Below are 24,282 nucleotides of genomic sequence, written 5' to 3' on the forward strand. Positions count from 1 at the left end.
GAATGGGGATAGATATTTGTTGTCCTACCCATGTGCAACAGAAGATGCGATCGCTATCTTTAACTCCACTTCAGAGGGGAGAATTAGCGAAGTTAGCACAATGCGTTGTATCTGATTCTGACTCTAATTCAGGCAGAGATTTATGTCCAAACAACTGGTACTCATGGATCACGATGGCGGCGTTGATGATTATCTCGCCACGATGCTGCTGATGACGATGGATGATGTTCAGCCACTCGGCATCGTTGTGACGCCAGCAGATTGCTATGTTCAGCCAGGGGTGAGTGCTACGCGCAAGATTCTAGATTTGATGGGACGTTCAGAAGTGCCAGTGGCAGAAAGTACAGTGAGGGGGATCAATCCATTTCCACGCCTATTTCGCCGCGATTCGTTTGTTGTCGATCATCTCCCAATTCTTAACGAACGAGAAACAATTCAGACACCGCTAGTGCCAGAATCGGGTCAGAAATTTATGGTGCGATCGCTCCAAGCTGCATCTTCGCCCGTCACACTGATGGTAACTGGCCCTTTGACAACAGTTGCCACTTCTCTGGATATGGCACCGGAGATTGAAGGGAAAATCGAGAAAATTGTTTGGATGGGAGGTGCGTTAAATGTTCCTGGTAACGTTAGCCGCGATATCGAACCAGGACAAGATGGTTCGGCTGAATGGAATGTTTATTGGGACCCCATTTCAGCAAATCGAGTTTGGCAAACATCAATCCCCATCGTACTTTGCCCGTTAGACCTCACTAACAATGTGCCGGTAACATCAGAAGTGGTGCGCCAATTAGGTAAACAGCGGCGTTATCCTATTTCCGATTTAGCAGGACAATGTTATGCGCTGGTGATTCCTCAAGATTATTATTTTTGGGATATTTTAGCGACGGCTTACCTTGCCCATCCGAAGTTTTATGAAGTGGGAGAAGAGGAGACAATAATTATCACTACCGGACTCAGTCAAGGGCGAACCAAAGTGGAACCGGGCGGTCGGAAAATTCGGGTGATGCAGAAGGTAGATAAGCAGAAATTCTACGATTACATTTTGCAGCAATGGGCGCGTTAAGGAAAATCATTCAAAGTTTATAAAAGTAAATAAAGATAGAGGGTTTCCGGAACGGGGCTTTCCTAAAGGGAATAAAAAATCTATATCAGATTCTCGTTCGGAAACATCTATGTTTACCTCTATTGATTTAAGTCAATCTACCTTACCGAATGGCGTTGCTTCTGGAGATACAACACAAACCTCAACCGTTTTGTGGACACGCAGCACCGCCAAAGGGACAGTTTTCTTTGAATACTCAATTCAGCCGAACTTCTGCACCATTCTTGGCACTGCCAGCGGCTTAGTTACCGATTCCAACCAACCTATAAAGGTAGAGTTAACTAACTTAAAGCCTAGGACAACTTATTATTATCGAGTCACCGACGCTGCTGGAACGTGTGCTGGTGGTCAGTTCCGTACCGCCGCTGAGTTGGGGACTCCTGCTGGTTTGCGGTTCGGGGTGGCGGGGGACTGGCACGGCGATTTAGCACCCTACCCAGCGATCGCTAATGTACCAGAAAGTCAACTAGAGTTCTTTGTTGCACATGGTGATAGTGCTTACGCTGACCTGAAGACGCCGGATTTAGACAGACCCGCTTCTACCCTTGACGAGTTTCGCATCAAGTTCAACGAAGTTTATTCCGCCCGTTTGGGGTTAAATACATGGGCGGATCTTCGCGCCTCTACTTCCATCCTCGCTACAATTGATGACCACGAAGTTGATGATAATTTTGCAGGGGGCGCACCAGCATCCTCTCATCGGAATGGGCGCTTCGGCACGGGTAGCGAGTTAATTAACAATACCGAACTGTTTAAAAATGCTCTACAAGCATTTCAGGAATATCATCCTCTACGCGATGAATTTTATGGAGAAACGGGCGAAGAACGCACGACAAATAAGCGCAAGCTTTATCGTTACAACACCTATGGCAGTGACGCGGCTGTTTTCATCCTAGATACCCGCTCTTTCCGCGATGCTAATTTGCCGCTTTCTTTTAACCCTACTAAAGAACAAGAAAAAGAGTTCCTAACTCGTTCCTTTGAGCCAAATCGCACGCTTCTAGGTCAACAACAACTTACGGATTTGCAACGAGATTTGCTAAATGCCCAAAATAACTGCATTACCTGGAAGTTTATTTTGATTCCTGAACCAATCCAAAATTTGGGAATCCCTGTTGCCAACGATCGCTATGAAGGTTTTGCAGCAGAACGCACCCAATTGCTGCGTTTCATCAAGGAAAATTGTATCAATAATGTTGTATTTATCTCCGCTGATTTTCATGGCACAGCGGTGAACAATCTCACCTATCAAGAGTCTGCTGATGGGGTTCAGATCCCGGTTGATGCCTTTGACATTATGACGAGTCCGGTGGCATTCTATGAGCCGTTTGGGCCTACTAGCGTAAGATTTTCAAGCCTCACGTCAGAGGAAAAAGCTGCTTATCAGGCTCTGCCAACTATCCACGAGAAGGATGAATTTGTCAAAAATTTAGTGGATGCCCGTCTTGTCCCCTTCGGCTACAATCCTCTAGGGCTGGAAGGTTCGGGAATTGATGCTACCCTGCTTAAAGGTAGCTATGTGGCGGCTCATGTCTATGGCTGGACTGAGTTTGAAGTAGATGTCTCCACGCAACAATTGCGCGTAATAACCTATGGAATTGAACCCTATTCCTTAGAGCAACTAACAGCAAATCCCAGCACTATTATCAGCCGGACGCCCATTATTATTAGTGAGTTTATCGTTAATTCCAAGAATTAGAAAATAAGCGCGATCGCTTTCAGCATCTTTTTTTTGGGACTCACTCACTAGCTAAACTCAAATCTTCTCAAAACGAATCATTACAGCAATATAAAACACTAGAGACGCGATTAATCGCGTCTCTACTCATAAATAGACGATTCGGTAACAAGCGGCTTAACTTAAAAAGTAATTCTTCCCTCATTGAGTAATTTGTAGCCGCCAGCCAAAGCCGCAAAGCCGACAAAGAAGTTCCAGAGGCTAGTTTGTCTTAAAATAACGCCACCGCTCATAAAAACTAGCACAATTCCTAAACCCAACAAAAATGCTCCAAAGTTGCCTGTTTCTCTTCTAAAAAACATTAAACAAGTCACACCGCCCATAATGGCTAAAACGGAACCCATTGCCGGTAAGTTCCGCCAATAGTAAGGGAAGTAGTGACTAGCAAAAATAATATTTTTACCTAAAAAGTAAACTCCAGCCAGAAGCAGGATGAATCCTATTAATTTGATGAAGAGTCTAGTCATAATTTTGGCTATGGTTTCTAACTAAAGTTATTGTATGCAGCCGAGTCAGTACCGCAACCCTTAGTTTTACCGAACTCTTATCTCAGGTTGTAACTTCCGGTAGAGGAAATTACTTAAATGTAACACTACATAATAGCTAGCCAGAGTGAAGAAAGCGTGTAGAACCCTCCGCTGGACAAATAAATCAGCAAATTTATGAGAATCGTTGATTTAAGTTAACATTCGTAAATATTTGTTCTCCGATTGTCAGAAATCAGTAAAAATACTGAATACTCAATCTTAATTAAAGAATTTGTATAACTTTTGTAAAAAGCTGGTAAAATACAAAACCATTTTCAAGTTTTGTATTTTTGGCAACAGACCCGGATAACCCTACTGTGTGTTAGCTTGATTTTTCCAGATTGAGAAACCTTGGCTGAATTGCCTTGGATGGCTAAATTTCCCTTTTTTTAACAATTTTGGATTTTGTGATGACTCCCTCATTAGCATCTGCTCCGGCTAAAGTTCAGTCTCCTCACGTTGCAATCCGCAACTCATCGAAATCGAATGTTCATTCTCTGGCAGCACTGTGGGCACGAAAATACTATCGTGCGGTTACAGTGGACTATGATGCCGAGCATCTAAAACAAAATGAATTTTTAAAAGAAGTAACGTCCAAGGAAGGTCGAGCTTGCACAGCGAACAAGCTAATGCAAAACCTGACTTTGGCGAGTGCCAGAGCCTGGACTAAGACAGAAACGCTGTTATCGGAAGAGATTCGGCGTCACGGCATCAACCCAGACTTAATCAATCCATTAGAAATTGCTGCCGATACTCGCTACTTATTTCAAAAAGTTTTGAATGGTTATGCTGAGAGAGCTACAGCACAACGGGTATCAGTGATTGCAGGTAGTGACTTTGGGCAGGTACGCGACAAATACACCAACGTCGATCCCCGTGCCATCGGCTTTGTAAGTATGCAGTTTCATTACACAGGTCAGATGTTACTGGAGTGGCTTTCGCCGTCAGAGAAAGCGCTGTGGATACCGTACTTAAAAATGATGGACGATCATATGTATATGCCGCTACGAGCTGCCTACTCAGCAGCGGCTAACTATAATTATGATTCTCCAGTTTTAGCCGCAGTTCAGCATCTTCTACCGATTAGTAGCAAAATTGCCGAAACGGTTTGTAATCAGGTTTGCCGCCTACATTCCAACCATCGCACTTACAGCGGATCTCTGAGCGAAGCAGTCGTCAGAACCGCTAGCATTCGCGATGCTGAGATGTTTCAGGTTTATCTTTGTTTATGCGTTTTGGAACATGATATCTGCTCCGTACAGCGAGAACTGTTTCCTTTATGCGTGATGTTATATCCTCGCTTAAATGTGAGCTGGAGATTGGTGCAAGATATGCTTCAGGCAATGGGTTGGGCAATGCACTCTCATCTGAGCGCTGATGATATGGCAATCTTGTTACCTTATTTACGGACGATGACGGAAATGTTTTCTTTGGAAGTGTTTCAGGGCGGCTGAGGTGATGAGTAATTAGTGAGTAGTCATTCTTAACGAATGACTACTCATAACCTTCTAAGCTTTCCGAAAAGCTTATGTATTACCGATAAGTTTCACAATCCTTTAGCTGCAACCCTGCCAGATTTTAAGAGATGTGGGTCATGCATAGATTGAAAAGCGATGAGGGAGAATATCGATACCCTTTCGCCTAAAGGTCGCCACAAATAAATTTTTGGAAGTGCCTACTGGCAGAGATGGAATAACCCTAAGGAGTTCACAATTTGGATTGCGAACTCGAAAATCTAAAACGCAGTTCCTTTATCAATTTACTTCAACTGAGCGAATAGAGGCAGCGTCTTTAAATTGCTTTGTCTCAGACAATCCGCCCGATCCTGATTTTGAAGAATAAACTCCTATCAAGCTTGCATCATTAGCATTTCCAAGACGGAAGGAGATACTCTTAGCTGGTTGATTGGCAAACCGGACGTATTCTCTGCCTTCATTGTCAAGGTTGTAAGACAAGGTAGCGTCTCCGTAGGCTGCCTCTGCTTGTTTGAGAGAGGTTCCGGGACCAACTCCTTTTTCAGTTTTATAGTCGGAATTTTCGGTTACTAAAGCATCGATTTTGCCCGAATCAGTGAGGGGTTTCCCGGCTGGGTAGAGGATGTAATATTGCACCTTTCCATTTTGGCTGACAGCGATCGCATCAAAATCCACGATGTAAGGCGACTGCACCTTAAATTCAGCTTTTGAACCCAGCTCTTTTTTGAGTTCGCCTAAAGTCATTCCCAGCTTAGCCGGGCCAATCCCTGTGGCTGAAATTTTTTGGCTTTCAGAAATTGTTTCCGAAACTGGGCTAGGGCTTGGAGATTCTGTAGCCGGGGTGGGACTAGGCGACCCTTGTACTGTCTGGGGTGTCGCTGTGCTGGTAGGTGAAACGGATGCTTGTGGAGTTGGCGGCGTCGCCGTGCTACAACCCACGAGTGTCATGAGCAAAAGCAAGGAACTAGACAGAAAAAATCGAGCTTTCACGGGCTAAACCTAACGCAATTATGTATCGAGTCTGTTATTGAGATGAGGTAATGAGTAATTGTCATTTTTCCTTAGCCCTTAGTGCTTATGTTGCTACTAACTAAGAACTAAAGGCTAATAACTAATTTTAGGGTTCATCTACTTCTTTCTCCTCAGTTAGAGCTTCAGCCGGAATTTCTAGCGCTAACTGATAGAGGTGGCGGCGGGAAAAAGAGGTGGCTTTTGCTAACTGGCGACTGGCTTGCGATCGCGAGATTCCTGCTTGCAGGAGATGTTGTAACTCGGCTTTTAGCGCCTCTTCCGACAGCATTGGCATCGTTAACTCGGCACCGGCAACGACGAGGGTAAATTCTCCTTGGGGTTCGCGGGTGGCATAGCGATCGCTTCCTTCCCTAATGGTGCCCCGCCAAAATTCCTCGTGCAACTTGGTTAACTCCCGCGCCAGTACAATTTGGCGGCTGAGTCCCAATACAGCCCCTAAGTCTTGCAGTGTTTGTCGCAACCGATGAGGAGCTTCGTAAAATACAATCGTACGGCTTTCGCTTTGTAAAGCTTCCAAACGTTCTTGCCGTTCTTGACCTTTTGCGGGTAAAAAGCCTTCAAACACAAATTTGTCTGGGGGGAGTCCGGCGGCACTTAAGGCAGTCGTGACGGCAGTACAACCAGGGACGGGAACGACGGAAATGGCTGCTTCGATACAAGCTTTCACCAGTTCGTAGCCTGGATCGGAGATTCCCGGCATTCCGGCATCGGTGACAAGTGCGATCGCTTTCCCGATTTTGAGTTGTTCCAACAACTCTGGAATCCGCTGCTGCTGGTTGTGTTCGTGGTAACTCCACTGGGGCGTTTTAATTTGAAAATGCTGCAACAGCTTCCCCGTGTGGCGCGTATCCTCGGCTGCGATCGCGTCCACCGTTTGCAAAATTCGCACTGCCCGAAAGGTCATATCTTCCAGGTTGCCTATCGGTGTCCCGACGATGTAAAGTGTCCCCAATTTTGGCTCAGTTTGCATCAAATCAATTAAAAATTAACAAGTAAAATTAAAAAAGAACAATTTCCTTTTTAATTTTACATTTTTAATTGAATTCTAGTGGCTGGGGTTTGGCGATGACATAACCTTGGGCATAATCTATTCCTAAAAATTTTACCTTCTCTAAAATCGAGTCATTCGTGACAAACTCAGCAATTGTTTTCAGGCCCATGACGTGCCCAACGCGGTTAATCGCTTCCACCAGTGCCAAATGAATTGGGTCATCGGCAATATCTTTGACAAAACTTCCATCAATTTTTAAGTAATCTAGTGGCAGATATTTGAGATAAGCAAACGAGGACATCCCGCTGCCAAAATCATCTAAAGCAAAACGACACCCTAAAGCTTTAACTTCCTTAATTAACCCTGAGACTTTACTCAAATTTGCAATCGCAACACTTTCAGTAATCTCAAAGCAGATCATCTGTGGGGGGATTTTATAGACGGAAAACTGCTCTTTAAGGAATTCTACAAACTGGTCGTCATTAACGGTAGCACCAGAGAGATTGATAGTATACAGGGGAAAAGATGAAGGAGGAAGGATGTAGGGTGTTAGCGGAGGCGAAGTGGCAACATTGCTAGCACCAGCAACGAAGGAGTTGCGAATCCTTCCCCTAGGGTAAGATGCAAAATTCTGAAATTGGGGTTCTAAATTCTGAATTTCTGATTGGTGAAGCATCGCCAAGAAGGTACGGATCACCCAGCAGTCTATTGCAGGCATTAGGTTGTATCGCTCGGCGGCGGGGAGAAATGCCATTGGCGGGATCAACTCGCCCCTGTCATCCACGAAACGCAGCAGAACTTCGTAATGTTCGCCGGTGGTTAGTTCGGCATTCAAAGGGGCAATCGGTTGGTAGTACAAGCAGAATTGATTCTTGGCTGGTAACGTATTTTCAGGAGTAGCCAAAAGCTTCACAGACCCGCTTTGCGCGATCGCTTGATTCAATCGGCTCAACCATTGCACTTCATTGTGCTGCTGCGCCAGTTTTTGATCGTCAGCTTGGTAGACATACACGCGATTTCGCCCCCGATTTTTAGCTTCATAGCAAGCTGCATCGGCAGCACTAACAACACCCGACAAACTGGAAGAATTGGCGTCAAATGTCACGACACCAATACTGACACCGACCGTAAAAGTTTTATCTTGCCATGCAAATCGAAACTCCTGAATGGTCTCTAGGAGCGAATGAGCAACTCGCAGTGCTTCATCTGTGGGACATTGGTACAGCAGCACGGCGAATTCATCACCGCCTAATCGTGCCAGAACATCAGTTCTCCGCACCCGGCTTTGTAACAAACTACTGATTTGACGCAATAATTCATCGCCAGCAACATGACCGCAAGTATCGTTAACAATCTTGAACCGATCGAGATCCAGATAGCAAAGCGTGTGTTCTTGGTTTTGCATTCTGGTATTTGACACCGCTTCTTGCAAACGTTGCTCAAATTCGTAACGGTTGGCGATTCCCGTCAGTGGATCGTGGTTTGCTTGCCAGGAGAGCTTTTCGTTGACTTTGGTGAGTTCGGCAGTTCGTTCTCCCACCACTTTTTCTAGATGTTCTTGGTACTGTTTGAGTGCTGCCTCTGCTTTCTTGCGGGCGGTGATATCTTCCACCAGGCGAATGCCAAATTGCGGTTTGCCCTCAGCGTCCCGCACTTGGGAAACAGTAATGTTGCACCACAACATCTGCCCATTTTTTCCCAGGTAACGCTGCTCCATTTGATAGCAATCGCGACCCCAAATCAGATGTCCATCCTTTCCCAGATAACGCTTCGCCATCTGAGAATAGTCATATTTTCCGGCGAGTAAGTTAATGTAACGATCCCAACCCACTTCGTTCGGAGTGGTATCTTCTTGAATATATCCTGCTGGCAAATTATCCTCTTTGCAACCCAGCATCCGTTGGAGTGCCGGATTCGTTGTCACGACATGACCTTCCATGTCTACGATCGCGATTCCCATGCCTGCTCCCTCAAAAATTGAGCGAAAGCGAGCTTCGCTATGCCGCAATGCTGCTTCTGCTTGCTGGCGTTCGATGACTTCCTGACTGAGTTTTTGGTTCGTTGCTTCTAGTTGTGCCTGACTGGGAATTGCCAGTGCTTTGGGAATCAAACGAATCAGTTCGACAGCTGTGTAACCGGAAATGATAGCGGTAATCACTTTGACGGCACCCGAAAGCCAATAAGCTGGATGCCAGAGCGTCCAGATTTCCATCAGGTGGGTCGTGCCACAGGAAACAATGAAAGCTCCAAACAGGAAAAATATCCTTCGGAAGGGCAAATCCTGTCGTTGGTGGATGAAATAGAGCAAGGCGAGGGAAATCGAGTAATAGGCGATCGCAATCAACGCATCTGCCACAATATGCAGCGAGACTAACCCTGGTTGCCAGAGATAGCCGCGCCCGTGGGGAATAAACCAATTTGGAGAGATTAAATTTTTTAAAAATTGCAGCATTAGTCGTGAATCCTTAAGGATTAGCGGTAGGTTTGATTAATCTGCAAGGATGTTCAACAAAGGTTCCCGCTACTTTTAGGATGCCCAAAAAATTTGCTGCATTTCACAATTAATTGGCTTTCTAGATAAACTTTTGAGTTAATTTTTATGTGTTAATCGTTGTCGGTAATAATTTTAGCAACTAGCATTTAACCCACTTGTCCGTAGAGAATTGGGTCAGTCGGAACAGGAAAAATAATCAATGGCTTTTCAGGGACTTTTTGTAGGATTAGTTACCTTAGACCTGGTGTATTTAACGACGGGTCTACCCGAACAAAATCAGAAAATTGTTGCATCTGACTATACGGTGGCGGCAGGAGGTCCTGCGACCAATGCAGCCGTGACTTTTAGTTATTTGGGCAATCGAGCAAGTCTTTTAGGTATAGTTGGTATTCATCCAATTAATTGCCTGATCCGGACTGATTTGGACAGTCACTCAGTGACGCTGATAGACCTGTCACCTAGCCAATCTGAACCTCCGCCGGTATCTTCTATTATCACGACTCAGGCAACAGGCGAGCGCGCGGCAATCTCGATCAATGCGACGAAAACACAAGTTAGCGGTGAATGTCTGCCCCTCAATATTTTACAGGAAACTGATATTGTACTCATTGATGGGCACCAAATGGCAGTTGGGGAGAAAATTGCCCGATTAGCTAAAGAAAATCAGATCCCCGTTGTCATAGATGGCGGCAGTTGGAAGCCTGGATTTGAAAGAATATTGCCCTTTGTAGATTACGCCATTTGTTCGGAAAATTTTCATCCCCCAAGTTGCGATCGCGCACAGCAGGAAGTTCTTTCTTATCTATCCACACTAGGGATTCCTCACATCGCTATCACTGGCGGAGAGAAACCTATCCAATATCTTTCGCAGGGTACAAGCGGATCGATAGAAGTTCCCCAAATAAATCCCGTTGATACGATGGGTGCTGGGGACATTTTTCACGGTGCCTTTTGTAACTATATCCTACGGAAAAGTTTTGCCGATGCGATCGCATCGGCGGCAAAAATTGCCTCTCATTCCTGTCAATTTTTTGGCACTCGTCGATGGATGCAGAAAACAGCACCAAAGTAATCAGAATTAACCAATCTTAAACTTGGGAGAGGGAACCGGCAGCATATAATAACTCAACTGGCTTAGGACAGAAACTCTCAGAAATGGAAAGCACTTATAAACAAAGCGGTTTGACCCGCAGACAACATCTTTGGATTGCTGGTAGCCTTTGGACGCTAGTCGGATTAGGGCTTTTTAGCATGGGGTTGGTATTCTGGTTTAAATTCCCTTATTTGGGATTGTTAGACGGACAGCATTTGGGGTGGGGTGCAGCAGCTTTTAGTCTTGGTCTAATGAAGGGAAAATTGATTCTTGACCGCACTGCAAATCGCGTCATTAATCGGGTAGAAACGCTACAGGAACCAAACCCGTTTAAGAGTATTTTCCAAATGTTTGGAGTGAAAACCATTGCTTTAATTGTGGCAATGATGACCATTGGTATCGGATTGCGATGTGCGGGTGTTAGTTTTGAAGTGAGGGGTTTAATTTACATAGCGGTTGGCGCTGCGCTGCTGTGGAGTTGTCGCCGCTACTGGATAGCCTCCACCCAAGTGCCGACAGCCGAGGAAGCTTAAAGTGACAGTATTAAAATCGTTGGGCGAAAACCGATATGAGGGGCTAGAAGAAATTGTCGCGATCGCTCGAAGTGTAGGTTGGGGTGCCGCCGATATCCTCCAGTCTTACTATCGCGGCGATCGTAGCACCGATGATTTGGAAGTTGAAAACAAAAAAGATGGCCCTGTCACGGCAGCAGATGTCGCCGTCAACGAATACATCCTCTATAACTTGCAGGCGTCTCTCAACAGCCCAGATTTCGGATATTTAAGCGAAGAAACTTATAAATCTCAGACACCAGCAGTAGAGCAACCTTGGGTTTGGATCGTTGACCCCCTCGATGGAACGCGAGACTTTATCGATCGGACGGGTGAATTTGCAATTCATATTGCCTTAACGCACCAAGGGCGTCCCATTCTGGCAGTGGTCGCGTTGCCAGAGGCAGGAAAATTGTATTACGCAACCAAAGGCGGCGGCACCTATATGGAAACTCGTGAAGGCCAACCCAAGCCAGTTCGCGTATCGGAACGCAACGCCCTTGAGGAACTCACCTTAGTCGTTAGTCGCACCCATCGAGATGAGCGTTTCAATCAGTTAGTGCAACACCTGCCGTTTAAAAATAAACACTATGTCGGCAGTGTCGGCTGCAAAATTGCCACCATCATCGACCACCAAGCAGACGTTTATATCTCCCTGTCTGGTAAATCTGCTCCCAAAGATTGGGATATGGCGGCTCCAGAGCTAATTTTGACGGAAGCAGGAGGACAATTCACCCACGCTGATGGCACTCCCCCCAAGTACAACCAGGGGGATGTGAATCAATGGGGTTGTCTAATTGGGAGTAATGGTCACTGTCACGACACGCTTTGCGCCCAAGCCTCAGAAATTCTGGCTCAATTGGATGCGCCCGCTTAGGTTGCACCGTGCGATCGCGTCTAAAATGCGATCGCGTTTCCCACCAGTAAAACCATGAATATTTCTTAGCACCATCATCAATTAAAAATTAGAAATTAAAAATGCCAAGTTTTTAATTTTGCATTTTTAATTGATGATTGAGTAGTTTTACTAAGAATCAATCAGATTACCTAGGAGTTAGGTGTCTCCGGGGGCCAATACCTGGATTGATAACGGCTGCCAACTCCTCCTCAGATAAATTCTCGATTTCATTATTCAGTTCTTGAACTGTGAAGTCATAGCCACGTTCACGGGCAATCTGGATGAAGGTTTCTGGGTTAGTGGTTGCTTTGAGTCTTGCTTGTAATGCTTGATCTTCTTTAACTGCTTTGAACAAACTGGCAGCGCTTTCCTGTGCCATGACAATACATCTCCATTAAATATGTGTGATTTAAATGCGTGATTCCGATGCACTAAAGATATTGAGATAGTGCATCGAGTCGGCATCACAGCTGAGGTGAAACAAGTCTCTACCCCGCATGTCATGTCGGCTGAACCTAGTTACCTTTTAGGATAAAGATTTCTGTGATACAAGTCACAAAATATTGACAAAAATTAAAGCTGCCGGTATTTGCAAATACCGGCAGCTAAATACACTTGTGCTAATACATACCAGTGCTAATACATACCAGCACGAAGATTTTAAATTTCGGCGGAGGCGCGTTCAATCAAGCGACGAGCCAAGGTTTGAGTGCCTGTGTGTTCGTAATAGTTTGTTGTCACATCTAGAAAGGCACCCAGATAGTCCAACTTGTCACCGGAAACTTCCACAAAATTTTGCAGGTTACTGACAACTTTTTGTGGGGTTAAATTGTGTGAGGTGACAAAACCACTCATCCAGCCTTTAACTGAATCAAAGCTTTGACCGATAAAGTTGAGCTTACCTTCCGGACTACCGCCAGGAATCAAATCGTTGACACGCTGGTATGTCTGATTTCCTTCTAGCTCTGCGGGACTCGCTTGATTCAATCCGGAGGTGGCTTTGAGGAGGAAGTCAGAGCCAAGGGGAACTAAACCATCAAAGCTAATTAAAGCCACCATCCGCATCAAAGATTCGCCACTATAATCAGCTAAAGAGGCGACAAAATCTCCAATGCTGTCTCCTGGGATGCCGTTGATTTGGCAAAAGGCAACCAACTCGACCACCAATTTTATACACAAATCAATCGTTTGAGCTTTGTCCGCTTTAGGAGTGATGTTGTTTAAAAAACCGAAAAGCGGAATTTTTTCGCCTACTTTGTTCGCCAAGGCGGCTGTACCGAGAGCTTTATCTGCACTATCAACAGTTTGATAGAGCCACATGGCTCGCTGATATCCCTGCGATTTGTCGTTGTACAGATAGACGGCGCGTTCGCCAATTTGCTGAATTAACGCTTCGTCAGTTTCGCCAGTGACAGCACGAATTGTGTTGTCAAAGCCAACAATATTTTGCCATTGCCCCGGAACGACAAAATCAAGCGATCGCAAAGCCATCGTGGTGATGTTATTGGTTGGTAGCTCATCAACCAGTTCAAAAATCGATTTGCTCACAGTCGTAGTCTCCTTGTTTTTTCAGTCGTCATTCATCAGTAGTCAGCAGTAATCAGTCATAAGTCATAAATTGCAAACGAATGACTCATGACTGATTCCTCAGGACTACTTACTTTAGTCGAGACAGACCATTGAGATTAAATTTTTGCAGCCAAGCTTCGCGATCGCTCTGAGTAAAGGAAGCATCGCGGGATTGAATTTTGACTTGGTAGCGATCGCCTACTAAAACAGCAGTGCCATTATTCCCCTGATTCACCGCTGGATAGCCAGCGATTGTTTTACTGCTGCTCTTAAATTTCGCTGCGGCTGTGGGGGTGCTAGTGGTATCAGAAATAGACAGTACGGCAACATCCTTGCCGTCTTTTTTCAACTTATACTCAGCAAAGCCTTTTTTCTCTTGAGCTGGTACGGTTTGGAAGCCACTGCTACTTTTTGGAAAGAATTTATTAAAGCTGCTTCCCTGTTCAGCCTGTTTAGCAACTGCTGGAGGAGCATTCCTTTGAGTGCTTTCCTTTTGCGCTTGGTCGTAACGAGAGGGAGTTTGGGTTGCACAAGAAGTTACTAGCAGCAACATCGAGAGCAACATCGCTGCGAAAATTCTCCGCCCATTTTGAAAAATCATTACCGCCTCCTGATAGCTTGAGGTTTCATTTTTATCACCATCTTCACATTTTTGGCATCTAGCTATGGAGAAACTTAAGCGATTCTCAAGAGGTTCACTCACTTAAGCCGTGACAAGTCTCAACCCCAATTCTTCTTCTCCCTACATTCTACTTGCGCGAGATTTTACATCAGAATTCCCCAAACCCTTTTTTCAGGGAGAGAGGGAAGTGAAGTGTAGCGCCAATCAAGCGGAGGGATTGGGTGCCTCGGAATCCCTGTGGAGAAAGGGGGAGGAGATTATGCCGCTTAAGCGCGGTGAGCAATGACAGCGTAGAAAGGATCTCCCCCACTGGCACCCATCCACTGTAGGAGCTTCGGCGCGGAGGATTGGTGAGTAATGACTTCTGGGGAGCTAAATCCGGGGACTGAGGTGAAGTAGCTTTTCACTAGCTCAACCCGACTAGCTTCGGAACTATCTCGCCATGCAGCGATCGCTTTTTGATAGAACATCCGGTTGGAAAAGCTGATAATTGCGATTCCACCCGGCTTGAGGATGCGATGAATTTCCGCAAATACAGCATCCGGATATTGCAGATACTGCACCGAGACGCAGTTGAGAACGGCATCGAAATCTTCATTCGGTAGAGGTAGCTTTGGATTTTTGTTGATATCTTGAACAAAATAACGATCGAAGCGGGGATTTTTCGCCAGTTCCTCTTCGTTCAGTCCGTGTCCTTCGATGTGAGAGAATTTCATCTCCTCTGGTAGATGGGAAACCCAGCTGCTCATCATGTCTAAGATGCGGGTATTCGGCTTCAAGCGATCGCGGTAGAGATCCGTCAGTTGTTGAATAAACCCTTCGTCTACGTGGGTCACAAACCGCGGATAGGAGTAAAACTCCTTATCATCGGTATCATCTAACTTAGTGCGTTGATTCGGTCGCAGCATCATCACCTAAAACTGAAGCTATCTTTACATCACCAGTTTAGAAAAATTACGAACTGTAAAGATATGCCCACAGGCTAAAGCTACACCCTTGACAGTGACGGCTGTTAACCTTAGCTTGGCGTACCTCTGCGCCCGCCTTTGCGTTCTTTGCGTTAAAAAACCCTCTTTCAAATCCTGGCGGGGTTTCCCTTGCCAGCAACCGAGAAACAAAGCTAAATTAATATTACGTATGCTAAATAATTAACCAATGTCTTCTACATCTGCTGAGAGCAAGCCTTTTGAGCAATGGCACGAAGTAATGGCACCCTATAGTTTGGGCTACCGGATCAAACTGCTGTCCCAGGTGTTTAGCCGCAAGTTTCAGGAACGGCTGGAGCCTTTAGGACTGACTCCCTTTCACTGGGTTGTATTGTGCTGTTTGTGGGAAGAAGACGGCTTAGCCACTTGCAGTATTGGGGAAAAACTACAGCAAGTGGGAGGCACGATCACCGGGGTGCTAGATCGGATGGAAGAACGGGGGCTGATTCGTCGGGAACGCGACCTTCGCGATCGCCGGATTTGGCGCATTTGGTTGACGGAAGCAGGCAAGCAACTACAAGAAGTCCTACCGCCAATCGCGCTAGAAATTCGGGAACAGGCGATGAAAGGGATTCCGATGGCTGAACGCGAACATTTTTCTCAATTGGTAGATCAAGCGATCGCGAATCTCTCTTAAGGCTTGTAGAAGATAGGGGCAATCTTCATCCGGCTGAGTGAAGCAGGGCATTAAGGATTTATTTAAAAATATTACGTATACGAAGTAAACGCTGGCTAAGCATAACTTCACGAACATTACGTATTCGGAATGACCGCTTATTAAATACTTTGCCGAGCAGCTAAAAATTGATAACAACAAACTGAACCAAGGACAGATGCCTCTCTAGAGGATGTGCTGTTCCAGTAGCAATAAATCAACAGACAGTAGATAGGTAATCAGAACTACAAGCAACCCCTGATACTGATGTTGAAACCCAGGAAGCCACACGGCTTCCGCCCGCAGAGGGACACCCCCAATTTACCCCCAATTTAAACCCTGGCTGGGTCTTCCCTGCTAAGAAATAACTAACTTGTCCGCTATTTAAGCATTCGCTGAAAACCAAGAAATTATGAAGAAAAACGCCATCAAGTTCATGCCAGTTTTACCGGCATTGAGATCAAGAAATTATCAGTTATTTTTTGCCGGTCAGGGGCTTTCACTCGTTGGAACTTGGATGACGCAAATCGCCACGATTTGGCTAGTTTATAGTCTCACGAATTCAGCCTTATTACTGGGTATAGTTGGATTTTCAGGACAATTTCCCAGTTTTATACTGACTCCATTTGGTGGGGTTGTAGTCGATCGAGTCTCTCGTCATCGGCTCTTAGTCCTTACTCAAAGCCTCGCCATGCTCCAGTCGTTGGCGCTAGCTTTTGTAGCCCTAACCGGAATCGTCCAAGTCTGGCATCTGATTGTTTTGAGTATATTCCAAGGAATTATTAATGCCTTTGACGCCCCGGCTCGTCAGGCTTTTGTCCCAGAAATTATCGAAAGAAAAGATGATTTAGCCAATGCGATCGCGCTGAATTCTTCCATGTTTAATGGGGCGCGATTGATTGGTCCTGCCATTGGAGGGTTGCTTGTTGCCTCAGTTGGAGCAGGTTACTGTTTTTTAATTGATGGTCTCAGCTATATTGCCGTCATTACTGCTTTATTAGCAATGAAGGTAAAGCCCAGTAAAATAGCAGTCTCTCACGATCATCCTTGGCAAAGATTGAAAGAAGGATTTGTGTATACCTTTGGCTTTCCACCAATTCGTTCTATCATCTTGCTGCTAGCGTTAGTTAGTTTTATGGGAATGCAATATACCGTTCTCACACCAATATTTGCCACGCAAATTCTTCATGGGAATGCTGAAACCCTGGGCTTTCTGATGGCGGCGGCGGGAGTAGGAGCGTTAATTGGTGCAGTTCATTTAAGTACGCGGAAAAATGTTTTAGGCTTGGGCAGATTGATTGCTTATTCTCCGGCTTTCATGGGGATGGGATTGATTGGTTTTTCTTTGTCTCGCGTGCTGGGACTTTCTTTACTAATGATGTTAGTAGTTGGCTTGAGTTTTACTTTGCAATTCACATCTAGTAATACAGTTCTCCAAACCATTGTCGAGGATGATAAGCGTGGTAGGGTAATGAGCATCTACACAATGGCATTTTTTGGCGTCGTTCCCTTAGGAAATTTGTTTGCGGGTTCTTTAGCAAGTCAAATCGGTGCGCCCAATACGTTAATGATTGGGGGAATCTTTTGTATTCTGGGTTCTTTCGTATTTACAAAACAGCTACCTGGCATAAGACGCTTGGTTCGCCCCATTTATACAAAAATTGGTATTCTTCCCCAGCGTTCTTAAAAAGAGTGTTATTGAACTGCGAAGGCGCGTTGGCGTAGCCTGCGCGTTAGCGCTTAGTACACGAAAGAAAGAAACAAAACTGAAGGAACCCAGTGGCTGAACCTGATGCAGTTCGTTGGAACAACGTCATGCACCTCTCGCCCGATCTGCCTTGTCGAGTCTTCAATCCAATCAAGTATCCCTAAAAAACTGGATTGGCGTTTTTGGAACCATCTTGTGCAAGGTGCGAAATCTCGGCGGTTCGATTGGGATTGCCGCGATCGCTACCTTAGTCACCCAGCGAGAACAATTTCACTCAAATCGTTTAGGGGAGGCGTTTTCGCTCTATAACCCGGCAACGCAGCAGCGACTGGAACAGCGGACTCAGTTTTTTGTCAGTCGCGGTGCCGATCTGAGTACCGCTCAAAATCAAGCGATCGCTACGATTACCAATACTGTCCGCCGCCAAGCTTATGTGATGGCTTTCAATTACCTCCAAGTGAATCGGAACGTTGCTCCAGCGCCTGCTGCGGACTCTACCCACACCCGTCCACCGCGACTTTCGACGATTTTCTTAACCACCGACAGACCGATGCCTGTTCCTTCAACTTTGTCCCTCGCTTCCAGTCTTTGGAAGATGCCCCAAATCTTCTGATGGTATTTGGGTTCGATTCCCTGCCCGTTATCAGCGACTGAGAACTCGTAGTATGTTCCCAGTTCCCGAACACCAACCTGAATGCACATATCCGAGCGATTTGCGTACTTGATGGCGTTGCCGATCAAGTTCATAAACACCTGCTGTAGGGGCACCCGTTCGGTTTGCAACGTCGGCATATTTGGTACAACAATCGCGACTTCCGGCGGTGGATCGAGCAGTTCGATGACTTCCGACAGCAAGGAGGACACATTCACTGCCTCTATCTGTTGTTGTACCCTACCCGCCCGCGAATATTGCAGAATGCCGTTAATTAAAGCTTCCATACGGTGAACTCGTCCCCGCAATAAATTCAGATGTTCGCGGGAGTCTTCAGTCAGTTTATCTGCGAGGTCTTCTTCAATCCATTCTGAAAGCGTAGCGATCGCTCTTAAAGGTGCTTTCAAGTCATGAGATGCAATGTAAGCAAATTGGTCTAAATCCCGGTTACTGCGCTCTAGTGCTTGGGTCATTTGAACCAGTTCTTCCGCCTTCTTCTCAATTTCCTGACGCGATCGCACTTGTTCGGTCACTTCCACGGCGTGCGTCATAATGCCGTTGACTTTACCATTGGCATCTACTAAGGGTTGGTAGACGAAATTCCAAAAACTCTCTTCTAGAATGCCATCGCTGTTGCGGTCGAACATCGCCCGCATCTCATTGCCGACAAAAGGTTCGCCACTGGTATAAACCTGGTCTAACAACTCGAAAAAGCCTTGCCCTTGCAAGTCCCAGAACGCCTCGCGCACGGGTTTACCAACGATATCCCGCTTTTCCACAATCTGCATATACAGTGGGTTCACTGTTTCCGTGACATGGTTCGAGCCACGGGTGATGGCAATTGCCGCCGGTGCTTGCATGAAGACTCGCTGTAGTTCAGCACGGGCTGCTTGGGCTTCGGCTAAAGCGCGATCGCGAATCTCCCGCTCTTGCTTGCGTTCGCTGATGTCGCGAGAAACCCCTACAATCTCCACAACGTTGCCATTGGTATCGAAAATTGGGGATTTAATCGTGTGGAAGAAGCGAGTTTCGCCGTCAGCGCGGACATTCGGCTCTTCCAGAACCTCGATTGGCTGACCTGTTGTGAAGACTTGCAGGTCGTCTTGCAGGTACTGCTGAGTGTAATCGAGTTGATTGTAGGGGACATCCGTGATGCCGTGAAGCTGCTCAAGAGTCATTCCATAATATTCGCAGGCAGCTTTGTTGGCATACACCACAACTGAGCCAGGAGCCTTACAAAACACCATATCCTGCACGGAATCGAGAATCTGGGCATAGCGGTGTTCGCTCTGTTTCAGGGCTTCCTCGGCACTTTTGCGATCGCTAATATCGGTGTGAACGCCAATCCATTCCCGAATGCTGCCGTCCGCTTCAAATACGGGGACGGCGCGCACGCTCATATATTTATAAATACCGTCGGAACGCCGCAGACGATGCTCGATTTGGTAAAGGGTGCCATTGGCAACCGCATTCGACCACTCTTGCACGGTATGCGCTTGGTCATCTGGGTGAACGGCATTGAGCCACCCCCAGCCTTTTAGCTGTTCGTAGGATTGCCCGGTAAACGCACTCCAACCCGGCTGTGGAGTGACAAATTCTCCCTCAGCTTTGGTGTCCCAGATAATTTGAGCTGTGGCTTCCACAAGCGAACGGTAGCGTTCTTCACTCTTGCGGAGTGCTTCTTGCACCGTTTCCACCTCGATTCGTGCTGCCTGTTCGCGCAATAGAAGCTGAGTTTTTTCCTCAGCTTCCTTCTCCTTGGTGATATCGACCATCACGCCGCGCAGCAACTTGGGGCAACCTTGTTCATCGCAGACCACACGCACCACATCTTTGAGCCAGACGACGCGACCATCCGATGCGATCGCTCGATACTGAAATTCGTGGTCTTTTGCTTGATTGGTTGCACTCACGCAAAAATTAACGCACCAGTCGCGGTCTTCCGGATGCAGCAAGCAATCCTGCCAGAACGTCGGCTCATTTAACCACTGACTGATCGGATAGCCGAGAATATCTTGAGCGCGATCGCTAACAAACGTGAATTTCCACGTCACAGCATCCATTTCCCAGACAATCGCATCCAGTCCCTGCACTAGCTCGACAAAGCGCCGATGTGCCTCTGCTGCACTTCGTGCCGCTACTTCCTGCTCAGCCGCTTCGCTAATGCTAACAGCTAGCGCTGTTGTTGATGCCTCAGCGTCTCGCTGTGCCGCTTCTAACTCCGTCTCACTCATCCTCAAGTCTTCTTCTCAGTATGACCATCGATCTAGATTCCCGACTGTTTGCCCAGGCTCCAAACGTTTCAGCAGCTTACTTTTGAGTAAATTCCGGGGCAATCCGATCTGTCTTTGCCGCCATTATAAAATCGTTCCGGTGCAAACCAGAAATCGCGTGAGTCCACCAGCTCACCGTCACCTTACCCCACTCCGTCAGCAAAGCCGGGTGATGCCCTTCCGCTTCCGCTGCTTCGCCGACTTTATTAGTGAAAGCTAGCGCCGTCTGAAAATCTGCAAACTTGTAGGTGCGCTTGAGCCGCGATTCTCCCTCCTCTTCCACAATGTTCCAATCTGGAATCTCTGGTTTCAGTTCTGCGATATCCGCCTCAGTGACGCGTGGCGCATCCTTATGACAGGCAATACACTTTTCTTGTGTCAGATTTGCCATATTTCCCTATTTTCGGCACTTAAGTTGTCCGATTTTACCCAAGTGTTGTTTTTCCCACGTCTGCCGTAATGCGGATTTTGCATGGGAAGGATGGGTGGGAGCGATCGCGCCTGGGTTGCAGGGAGAGGAACGACGCGATCGCACTCTTCCACCTCCACAGCAAAACGCGATCGCATCTCCTCCAGCCAGCACTTGTAAAATAAGAAAATCTGATACCCATTACAGGTTAAAACCGTGACACCAAGTTCACAAGACACGGACGTAGAGATCAGAGAATTTCCGATTCGTTTGCGGGAAGGGGGGGAAATTACCGTTCCCCAGCTGGTGCAAGATAAGCTCAACTTAACCGAAGGAGATATGCTGACGCTGTTGCAAGTAGGCAATATAGTCTTGCTTACCCCCAAACAGCCCCAAGTTCCCCAACTAGCCGATAAAATCATAGCCCTCATGGAAGATGAAGGCGTAGGCTTGACTGAATTGCTAGAAGGAATACACGCAGAACGGGAAGCAATCTGGCAAAAGCAACAAGATGCGTAGAGTCTTTGCTGACTCAAGTATTTTAATTGCTGGAGCAGGGTCTCGCAGTGGAGCCAGCCGTGCTGTACTAACAATGGCTGAAATAGGCTTATTTAAGCTGGTCATCTCCCAGCAAGTATTAGATGAGTGCGAGCGCAACCTTCGCAAAAAATTACCCGCTGCCCAACCAATTTTTGCACAACTTCTGACTGCTATCGCTCCTGAAATTCGACCTAACCCACCCTTACAAGAATCGGCTCAATGGACAGCTATTATCGAAGCAAAAGATGCACCAATTTTGGCTGCTGCTGTAGTGGCAAATGTTGATCGTCTGTTGAGTTTAAACACGAAAGATTTTACCCAGGAAGTCGCTGTACAGAGTAGGCTGATTATTCAGACTCCCGCCGATTTCATCCGAGAAATTCGCGCAATTGTAGAAAGGGGTTTACAGTAAACTCTCTCTTATAGGCGCAAGGATGCGATCGCATTCTTCCCAACACAACAAGCGCGATCGCATTCTTCCCAACACAACAAGCGCGATCGTATTCTCCCCAGCAGAAGAAACGCGAGCGATCGCATCTCTCAGCCTCGCCTCCAATTAACAAAGCTTACCGCTAGCTATAATCAAACCATCAAAGTGTTTTTGAATCCAAATGACAATACCTCTTCCTCCACAACTTCGTAGCCTACCCAATAGCCTGCCAGTAGAAGGTGCTGTCCGAATCGAACTGGAAGAAGGAGTACCTATTTTTCGGGCTTCAAGTTTTGTGCAAACTCGAATAGAAGAGTTATTATCCAAACAACAAGATTCCCCTCTTAATACAGCAGAAGAACAAGAACTTGATAGCTACGAAGAAATTGATGATTATCTGAGTTTTCTTAATCGCACTGTTCGGAATCTTTTCCTATCTCAAAATCAAGGAAATCTATAAAGTTGCCTCCTCATCGTAAGATAAGCGAAGTTGTTCGGCAGCAGGTACGTCAGCAAGCCAGAAGTTTGTGCGAATATTGTCACGCATCAGAACAATGGCAATACGTGCAATTTACAGTAGATCATGTAATTCCAATTGCTCAAGGCGGAGCAGATACTATCGAAAACTTGGCTTTAGCTTGTTTTCATTGCAATCGAAGAAAAGCCGATAAAATAACAGCGATAGATCCTCAGTTTGATGCACAAGTTCTACTGTTTAACCCCAGACAAGATATCTGGAAGGAGCATTTCATTTGGTCTGGTGATGTACTCTCAATCGTTGGTATAACATCCACTGGTAGGGCTACAGTCGTTGCATTAGGATTAAATCGCGAATGGGTTGTAAATATTCGTGCCGCCGATCGAGCAATCGGGCGGCATCCACCAATAGGCGATCCAATTCAGCAAGCCGAGTAAATGATAAACGCGATCGCATTCTCCACATACGAAAGCACGATCGCTTGATTTTAATTTTTTCTCTAATTCCTTGATACCTTTAGATCGCAAACCCCAAAACCACATTTAAACTAAAGCGAATCTGTTCCCAATATTCTTCCTTCAGCACACCCACTAAACCCAAAACGCGACGATGATCGACAGCACGAATTTGCCCGACATCAATAAAACGGTCTTGGTCTAATCCATTGGAGGGTGTTGCTTTGACATTTACAACGTAGGGGGCTTCCTTCTTTCCCGGTCGAAACGGCATCACAATTGTCAGAAGCCCATATTGGTTCATAATGTCATTTTGCACAATCAAGCAAGCGCGGGTTTTTTGCGCCTCAGCCCCTACGGTTGGATCGAGCGTCACCCAACGAATCTCTCCCCGCCGATAAGTTAAATTACTCGCTGGCATTCATGCCATCCCCAGCGACACTATCCCAAGCTGCAATTTCAGCTTGGTACTCTGGATCTTTAGCATCCTGTTGGAGGGCGGTAATCATTTGTGCCTCCAAAATACGGCGGCGGTGTTCTGCTAGCAGATCATTAATATAGGCGCTGCGGTTGCCTTTTGCCTGCCGATCTACAAATCGCAGGATGTCATCTTCTAAAGAGATTGTGACTTTCTGCATCTGTATGACTCCTGGGTATGGTAATTTCATCATACTCAACATTTTCCCAGTTCATTTCAGGCATCGTGTGTGCAGCGAACAAATTAAATCCAGTAAATCGCACTCTTCGTGAATACAAAGCGCGAACTGACAAGTCAGCGCAAGCTATCGCTTATGTTCGCCACTGGTTCAGCCAGCGTACTTGCCCGATCCACTCCGATGCTTGTGTCTCAGACAGCAGGCGATCTAGAGCAGCAATTAAATCCGAGAGTGTCCAACTGCTTTGAGCCGCCAGGATAATGCCGCCATGCTGGGGGTATTCGGCTAAAATCAAAAAATCGCGGATGTTAAAGGTAAAGATACACCGTCCTTGTGCCGTAGCCCCTAATAACTGAGCCTCATCGCTGGCATCTAAAGGCATCCAATCAGTTGGTGTTCGGGTGACATCGTGACCGCGAGAAATTAAGGCTTGATGTAGGGCTTTAATAGATGTATCGGCATCAAGGTGCAACAGCGGTTTAGACATTTGCCACTTCAAGAGTTTCTTCAGATGCGATCGCCATCTCTATTTCCGCCGCGTGCGCTCCAAAGAAAGCTAGAGCCTGCTTTACCTGAGCCTCACTCAACCCATACTCAGCAGCAATTTCCTTCGGGGATAGACCCCATTGTTTCGCAGCAACTACGACTGTCTGTACGCGCAATCCACTCCCGCGCAGAACAGGCATCGGCTGACCGCTAGCGCCGCGACGGTATGTAATCTCAGGAAATGCCGGATCGTCGAGTTGCTGGCTTAGCGCCCCTACCTTCTCTGCCACAGCCCACAAAATGAATTGATTTAGCGAAACACCTTGGGAAGCTGCATATTTTTCAGCATCTTGCTTTAACTGAGTCGGTAAGTTCAAGGAATAACGTGCCATTGATTTTTCCTCATGCCAACAACAAGCACATCGTATATTACATCGTATGATACTCAATCGAATTAAC

28 protein-coding genes and 1 pseudogene are annotated in these 24,282 nt (G+C 46.3%); 14 read left to right on the forward strand and 15 right to left on the reverse strand.

All coding sequences use genetic code 11. The features are described from left to right. The first annotated feature begins 142 nt into the window (after positions 1–142). Positions 143–1,066 (forward strand): nucleoside hydrolase, encoded by a 924-nt coding sequence (locus tag NDI33_RS02770; protein WP_190674081.1) that lies wholly within the window; start codon positions 143–145, stop codon positions 1,064–1,066. A gap of 109 nt (positions 1,067–1,175) precedes the next feature. After that, positions 1,176–2,804, forward strand: coding sequence for an alkaline phosphatase D family protein (locus NDI33_RS02775; protein WP_190674084.1), 1,629 nt, complete (start codon positions 1,176–1,178; stop codon positions 2,802–2,804). Between the two features lie 161 nt (positions 2,805–2,965). On the opposite strand, the gene NDI33_RS02780 is transcribed toward NDI33_RS02775, so the two are convergent. Further along, complete coding sequence (locus tag NDI33_RS02780) at positions 2,966–3,310, reverse strand: hypothetical protein (RefSeq protein ID WP_190674087.1); 345 nt, start codon at positions 3,308–3,310, stop codon at positions 2,966–2,968. A 470-nt stretch (positions 3,311–3,780) separates the two neighbouring features. On the opposite strand from NDI33_RS02780, the gene NDI33_RS02785 reads away from it, so the two are divergent. After that, positions 3,781–4,824, forward strand: a complete 1,044-nt coding sequence (locus tag NDI33_RS02785; RefSeq protein ID WP_190674089.1) for a hypothetical protein — start codon at positions 3,781–3,783, stop codon at positions 4,822–4,824. A 300-nt stretch (positions 4,825–5,124) separates the two neighbouring features. On the opposite strand, the gene NDI33_RS02790 is transcribed toward NDI33_RS02785, so the two are convergent. The 3 genes from NDI33_RS02790 to NDI33_RS02800 all read right to left on the reverse strand — a co-directional run bounded on the left by NDI33_RS02790 (position 5,125) and on the right by NDI33_RS02800 (position 9,320). Then, entirely contained in the window at positions 5,125–5,835 is a 711-nt protein-coding gene (locus tag NDI33_RS02790; RefSeq protein ID WP_242033059.1) for a DUF3558 domain-containing protein, read from the reverse strand. A 127-nt stretch (positions 5,836–5,962) separates the two neighbouring features. Continuing rightward, a complete protein-coding gene (gene rsmI / locus NDI33_RS02795) occupies positions 5,963–6,847 on the reverse strand; it encodes a 16S rRNA (cytidine(1402)-2'-O)-methyltransferase (protein WP_190430369.1) in 885 nt (294 codons plus the stop codon). A 64-nt stretch (positions 6,848–6,911) separates the two neighbouring features. Continuing rightward, entirely contained in the window at positions 6,912–9,320 is a 2,409-nt protein-coding gene (locus NDI33_RS02800; RefSeq protein WP_242033060.1) for an EAL domain-containing protein, read from the reverse strand. 241 nt (positions 9,321–9,561) lie between these two features. On the opposite strand from NDI33_RS02800, the gene NDI33_RS02805 reads away from it, so the two are divergent. From NDI33_RS02805 to NDI33_RS02815, 3 genes are all read left to right on the forward strand, one after another. Further along, positions 9,562–10,434, forward strand: coding sequence for a sugar kinase (locus tag NDI33_RS02805; RefSeq protein WP_190674091.1), 873 nt, complete (start codon positions 9,562–9,564; stop codon positions 10,432–10,434). An 83-nt stretch (positions 10,435–10,517) separates the two neighbouring features. Then, positions 10,518–10,988: a hypothetical protein gene (locus tag NDI33_RS02810; protein WP_190674093.1), complete on the forward strand. Its 471-nt coding sequence runs from the start codon at positions 10,518–10,520 to the stop codon at positions 10,986–10,988. A gap of 1 nt (position 10,989) precedes the next feature. Continuing rightward, a complete protein-coding gene (locus NDI33_RS02815) occupies positions 10,990–11,883 on the forward strand; it encodes a 3'(2'),5'-bisphosphate nucleotidase CysQ (protein ID WP_190415277.1) in 894 nt (297 codons plus the stop codon). A gap of 166 nt (positions 11,884–12,049) precedes the next feature. Here the strand turns inward: NDI33_RS02815 and NDI33_RS02820 are convergent, their stop codons facing one another. The 4 genes from NDI33_RS02820 to NDI33_RS02835 form a co-directional block, all read right to left on the reverse strand. Continuing rightward, complete coding sequence (locus tag NDI33_RS02820) at positions 12,050–12,283, reverse strand: Nif11-like leader peptide family natural product precursor (protein ID WP_190415279.1); 234 nt, start codon at positions 12,281–12,283, stop codon at positions 12,050–12,052. Between the two features lie 281 nt (positions 12,284–12,564). After that, positions 12,565–13,452, reverse strand: coding sequence for a hypothetical protein (locus NDI33_RS02825; RefSeq protein ID WP_190430365.1), 888 nt, complete (start codon positions 13,450–13,452; stop codon positions 12,565–12,567). 109 nt (positions 13,453–13,561) lie between these two features. Further along, the gene (locus NDI33_RS02830) at positions 13,562–14,074 is read right to left on the reverse strand and encodes a hypothetical protein (RefSeq protein ID WP_190441150.1); all 513 of its coding nucleotides are present in this window, start codon (positions 14,072–14,074) and stop codon (positions 13,562–13,564) included. A gap of 287 nt (positions 14,075–14,361) precedes the next feature. Next, positions 14,362–15,006 carry a class I SAM-dependent methyltransferase gene (locus NDI33_RS02835; RefSeq protein WP_190674095.1) on the reverse strand — a complete coding sequence of 215 codons (645 nt, stop codon included), beginning with the start codon at positions 15,004–15,006 and terminating at the stop codon, positions 14,362–14,364. 244 nt (positions 15,007–15,250) lie between these two features. Here NDI33_RS02835 and NDI33_RS02840 point away from each other — a divergent pair, with 244 nt between their 5' ends. The 3 genes and pseudogenes from NDI33_RS02840 to NDI33_RS02850 all read left to right on the forward strand — a co-directional run. Continuing rightward, the gene (locus NDI33_RS02840; RefSeq protein ID WP_190415287.1) at positions 15,251–15,718 is read left to right on the forward strand and encodes a MarR family transcriptional regulator; all 468 of its coding nucleotides are present in this window, start codon (positions 15,251–15,253) and stop codon (positions 15,716–15,718) included. 430 nt (positions 15,719–16,148) lie between these two features. Then, the gene (locus NDI33_RS02845; protein ID WP_190674097.1) at positions 16,149–17,423 is read left to right on the forward strand and encodes an MFS transporter; all 1,275 of its coding nucleotides are present in this window, start codon (positions 16,149–16,151) and stop codon (positions 17,421–17,423) included. A 223-nt stretch (positions 17,424–17,646) separates the two neighbouring features. Further along, positions 17,647–17,892 (forward strand): annotated as a pseudogene (locus NDI33_RS02850) (EmrB/QacA family drug resistance transporter); the annotation flags it as partial. On the opposite strand, the gene NDI33_RS02855 reads toward NDI33_RS02850, so the two are convergent. The 3 genes from NDI33_RS02855 to NDI33_RS02865 all read right to left on the reverse strand — a co-directional run bounded on the left by NDI33_RS02855 (position 17,892) and on the right by NDI33_RS02865 (position 20,936). Continuing rightward, positions 17,892–20,330 carry a PAS domain-containing sensor histidine kinase gene (locus NDI33_RS02855; RefSeq protein WP_190674100.1) on the reverse strand — a complete coding sequence of 813 codons (2,439 nt, stop codon included), beginning with the start codon at positions 20,328–20,330 and terminating at the stop codon, positions 17,892–17,894. The pseudogene NDI33_RS02850 and the gene NDI33_RS02855 sit on opposite strands and share 1 nt — an antisense overlap. Positions 20,331–20,406: 76 nt before the next feature. Then, positions 20,407–20,760: a 4a-hydroxytetrahydrobiopterin dehydratase gene (locus tag NDI33_RS02860; protein WP_190415292.1), complete on the reverse strand. Its 354-nt coding sequence runs from the start codon at positions 20,758–20,760 to the stop codon at positions 20,407–20,409. Next, positions 20,748–20,936 (reverse strand): hypothetical protein, encoded by a 189-nt coding sequence (locus NDI33_RS02865; RefSeq protein ID WP_348245613.1) that lies wholly within the window; start codon positions 20,934–20,936, stop codon positions 20,748–20,750. The genes NDI33_RS02860 and NDI33_RS02865 overlap by 13 nt, the downstream gene beginning before the upstream one ends. Before the next feature lie 58 nt (positions 20,937–20,994). Here NDI33_RS02865 and NDI33_RS02870 point away from each other — a divergent pair, with 58 nt between their 5' ends. From NDI33_RS02870 to NDI33_RS02890, 5 genes are read left to right on the forward strand one after another with little or no spacing between them, the layout of a single operon-like run. Further along, on the forward strand, positions 20,995–21,297 hold the full coding sequence (locus NDI33_RS02870; RefSeq protein ID WP_199302350.1) for a hypothetical protein: 303 nt from the start codon (positions 20,995–20,997) through the stop codon (positions 21,295–21,297). Further along, complete coding sequence (locus NDI33_RS02875) at positions 21,290–21,730, forward strand: PIN domain-containing protein (RefSeq protein WP_190674105.1); 441 nt, start codon at positions 21,290–21,292, stop codon at positions 21,728–21,730. Before NDI33_RS02870 ends, NDI33_RS02875 begins: the two co-directional genes overlap by 8 nt. A 22-nt stretch (positions 21,731–21,752) precedes the next feature. Next, complete coding sequence (locus NDI33_RS02880) at positions 21,753–21,878, forward strand: hypothetical protein (RefSeq protein WP_277878794.1); 126 nt, start codon at positions 21,753–21,755, stop codon at positions 21,876–21,878. Positions 21,879–21,929: 51 nt separating this feature from the next. Then, positions 21,930–22,208: a hypothetical protein gene (locus NDI33_RS02885; RefSeq protein ID WP_190674108.1), complete on the forward strand. Its 279-nt coding sequence runs from the start codon at positions 21,930–21,932 to the stop codon at positions 22,206–22,208. Between the two features lie 2 nt (positions 22,209–22,210). Continuing rightward, the gene (locus NDI33_RS02890) at positions 22,211–22,663 is read left to right on the forward strand and encodes an HNH endonuclease signature motif containing protein (RefSeq protein ID WP_190674111.1); all 453 of its coding nucleotides are present in this window, start codon (positions 22,211–22,213) and stop codon (positions 22,661–22,663) included. Positions 22,664–22,742: 79 nt separating this feature from the next. Here NDI33_RS02890 and NDI33_RS02895 read toward each other — a convergent pair whose 3' ends face one another. From NDI33_RS02895 to NDI33_RS02910, 4 genes are all read right to left on the reverse strand, one after another. Continuing rightward, positions 22,743–23,102, reverse strand: a complete 360-nt coding sequence (locus NDI33_RS02895) for a type II toxin-antitoxin system PemK/MazF family toxin (protein ID WP_190537015.1) — start codon at positions 23,100–23,102, stop codon at positions 22,743–22,745. Beyond that, a complete protein-coding gene (locus NDI33_RS02900; protein WP_190674115.1) occupies positions 23,089–23,319 on the reverse strand; it encodes a CopG family transcriptional regulator in 231 nt (76 codons plus the stop codon). Before NDI33_RS02900 ends, NDI33_RS02895 begins: the two co-directional genes overlap by 14 nt. Before the next feature lie 151 nt (positions 23,320–23,470). Beyond that, positions 23,471–23,824, reverse strand: a complete 354-nt coding sequence (locus NDI33_RS02905; protein WP_190674117.1) for a DUF5615 family PIN-like protein — start codon at positions 23,822–23,824, stop codon at positions 23,471–23,473. Continuing rightward, positions 23,817–24,215, reverse strand: a complete 399-nt coding sequence (locus tag NDI33_RS02910) for a DUF433 domain-containing protein (protein ID WP_190674120.1) — start codon at positions 24,213–24,215, stop codon at positions 23,817–23,819. Before NDI33_RS02910 ends, NDI33_RS02905 begins: the two co-directional genes overlap by 8 nt. Positions 24,216–24,282 lie beyond the last annotated feature (67 nt).

Source organism: Trichocoleus sp. DQ-A1 (genome assembly GCF_039961955.1).
Classification (GTDB): Bacteria; Cyanobacteriota; Cyanobacteriia; order Cyanobacteriales; family FACHB-T130; genus FACHB-T130.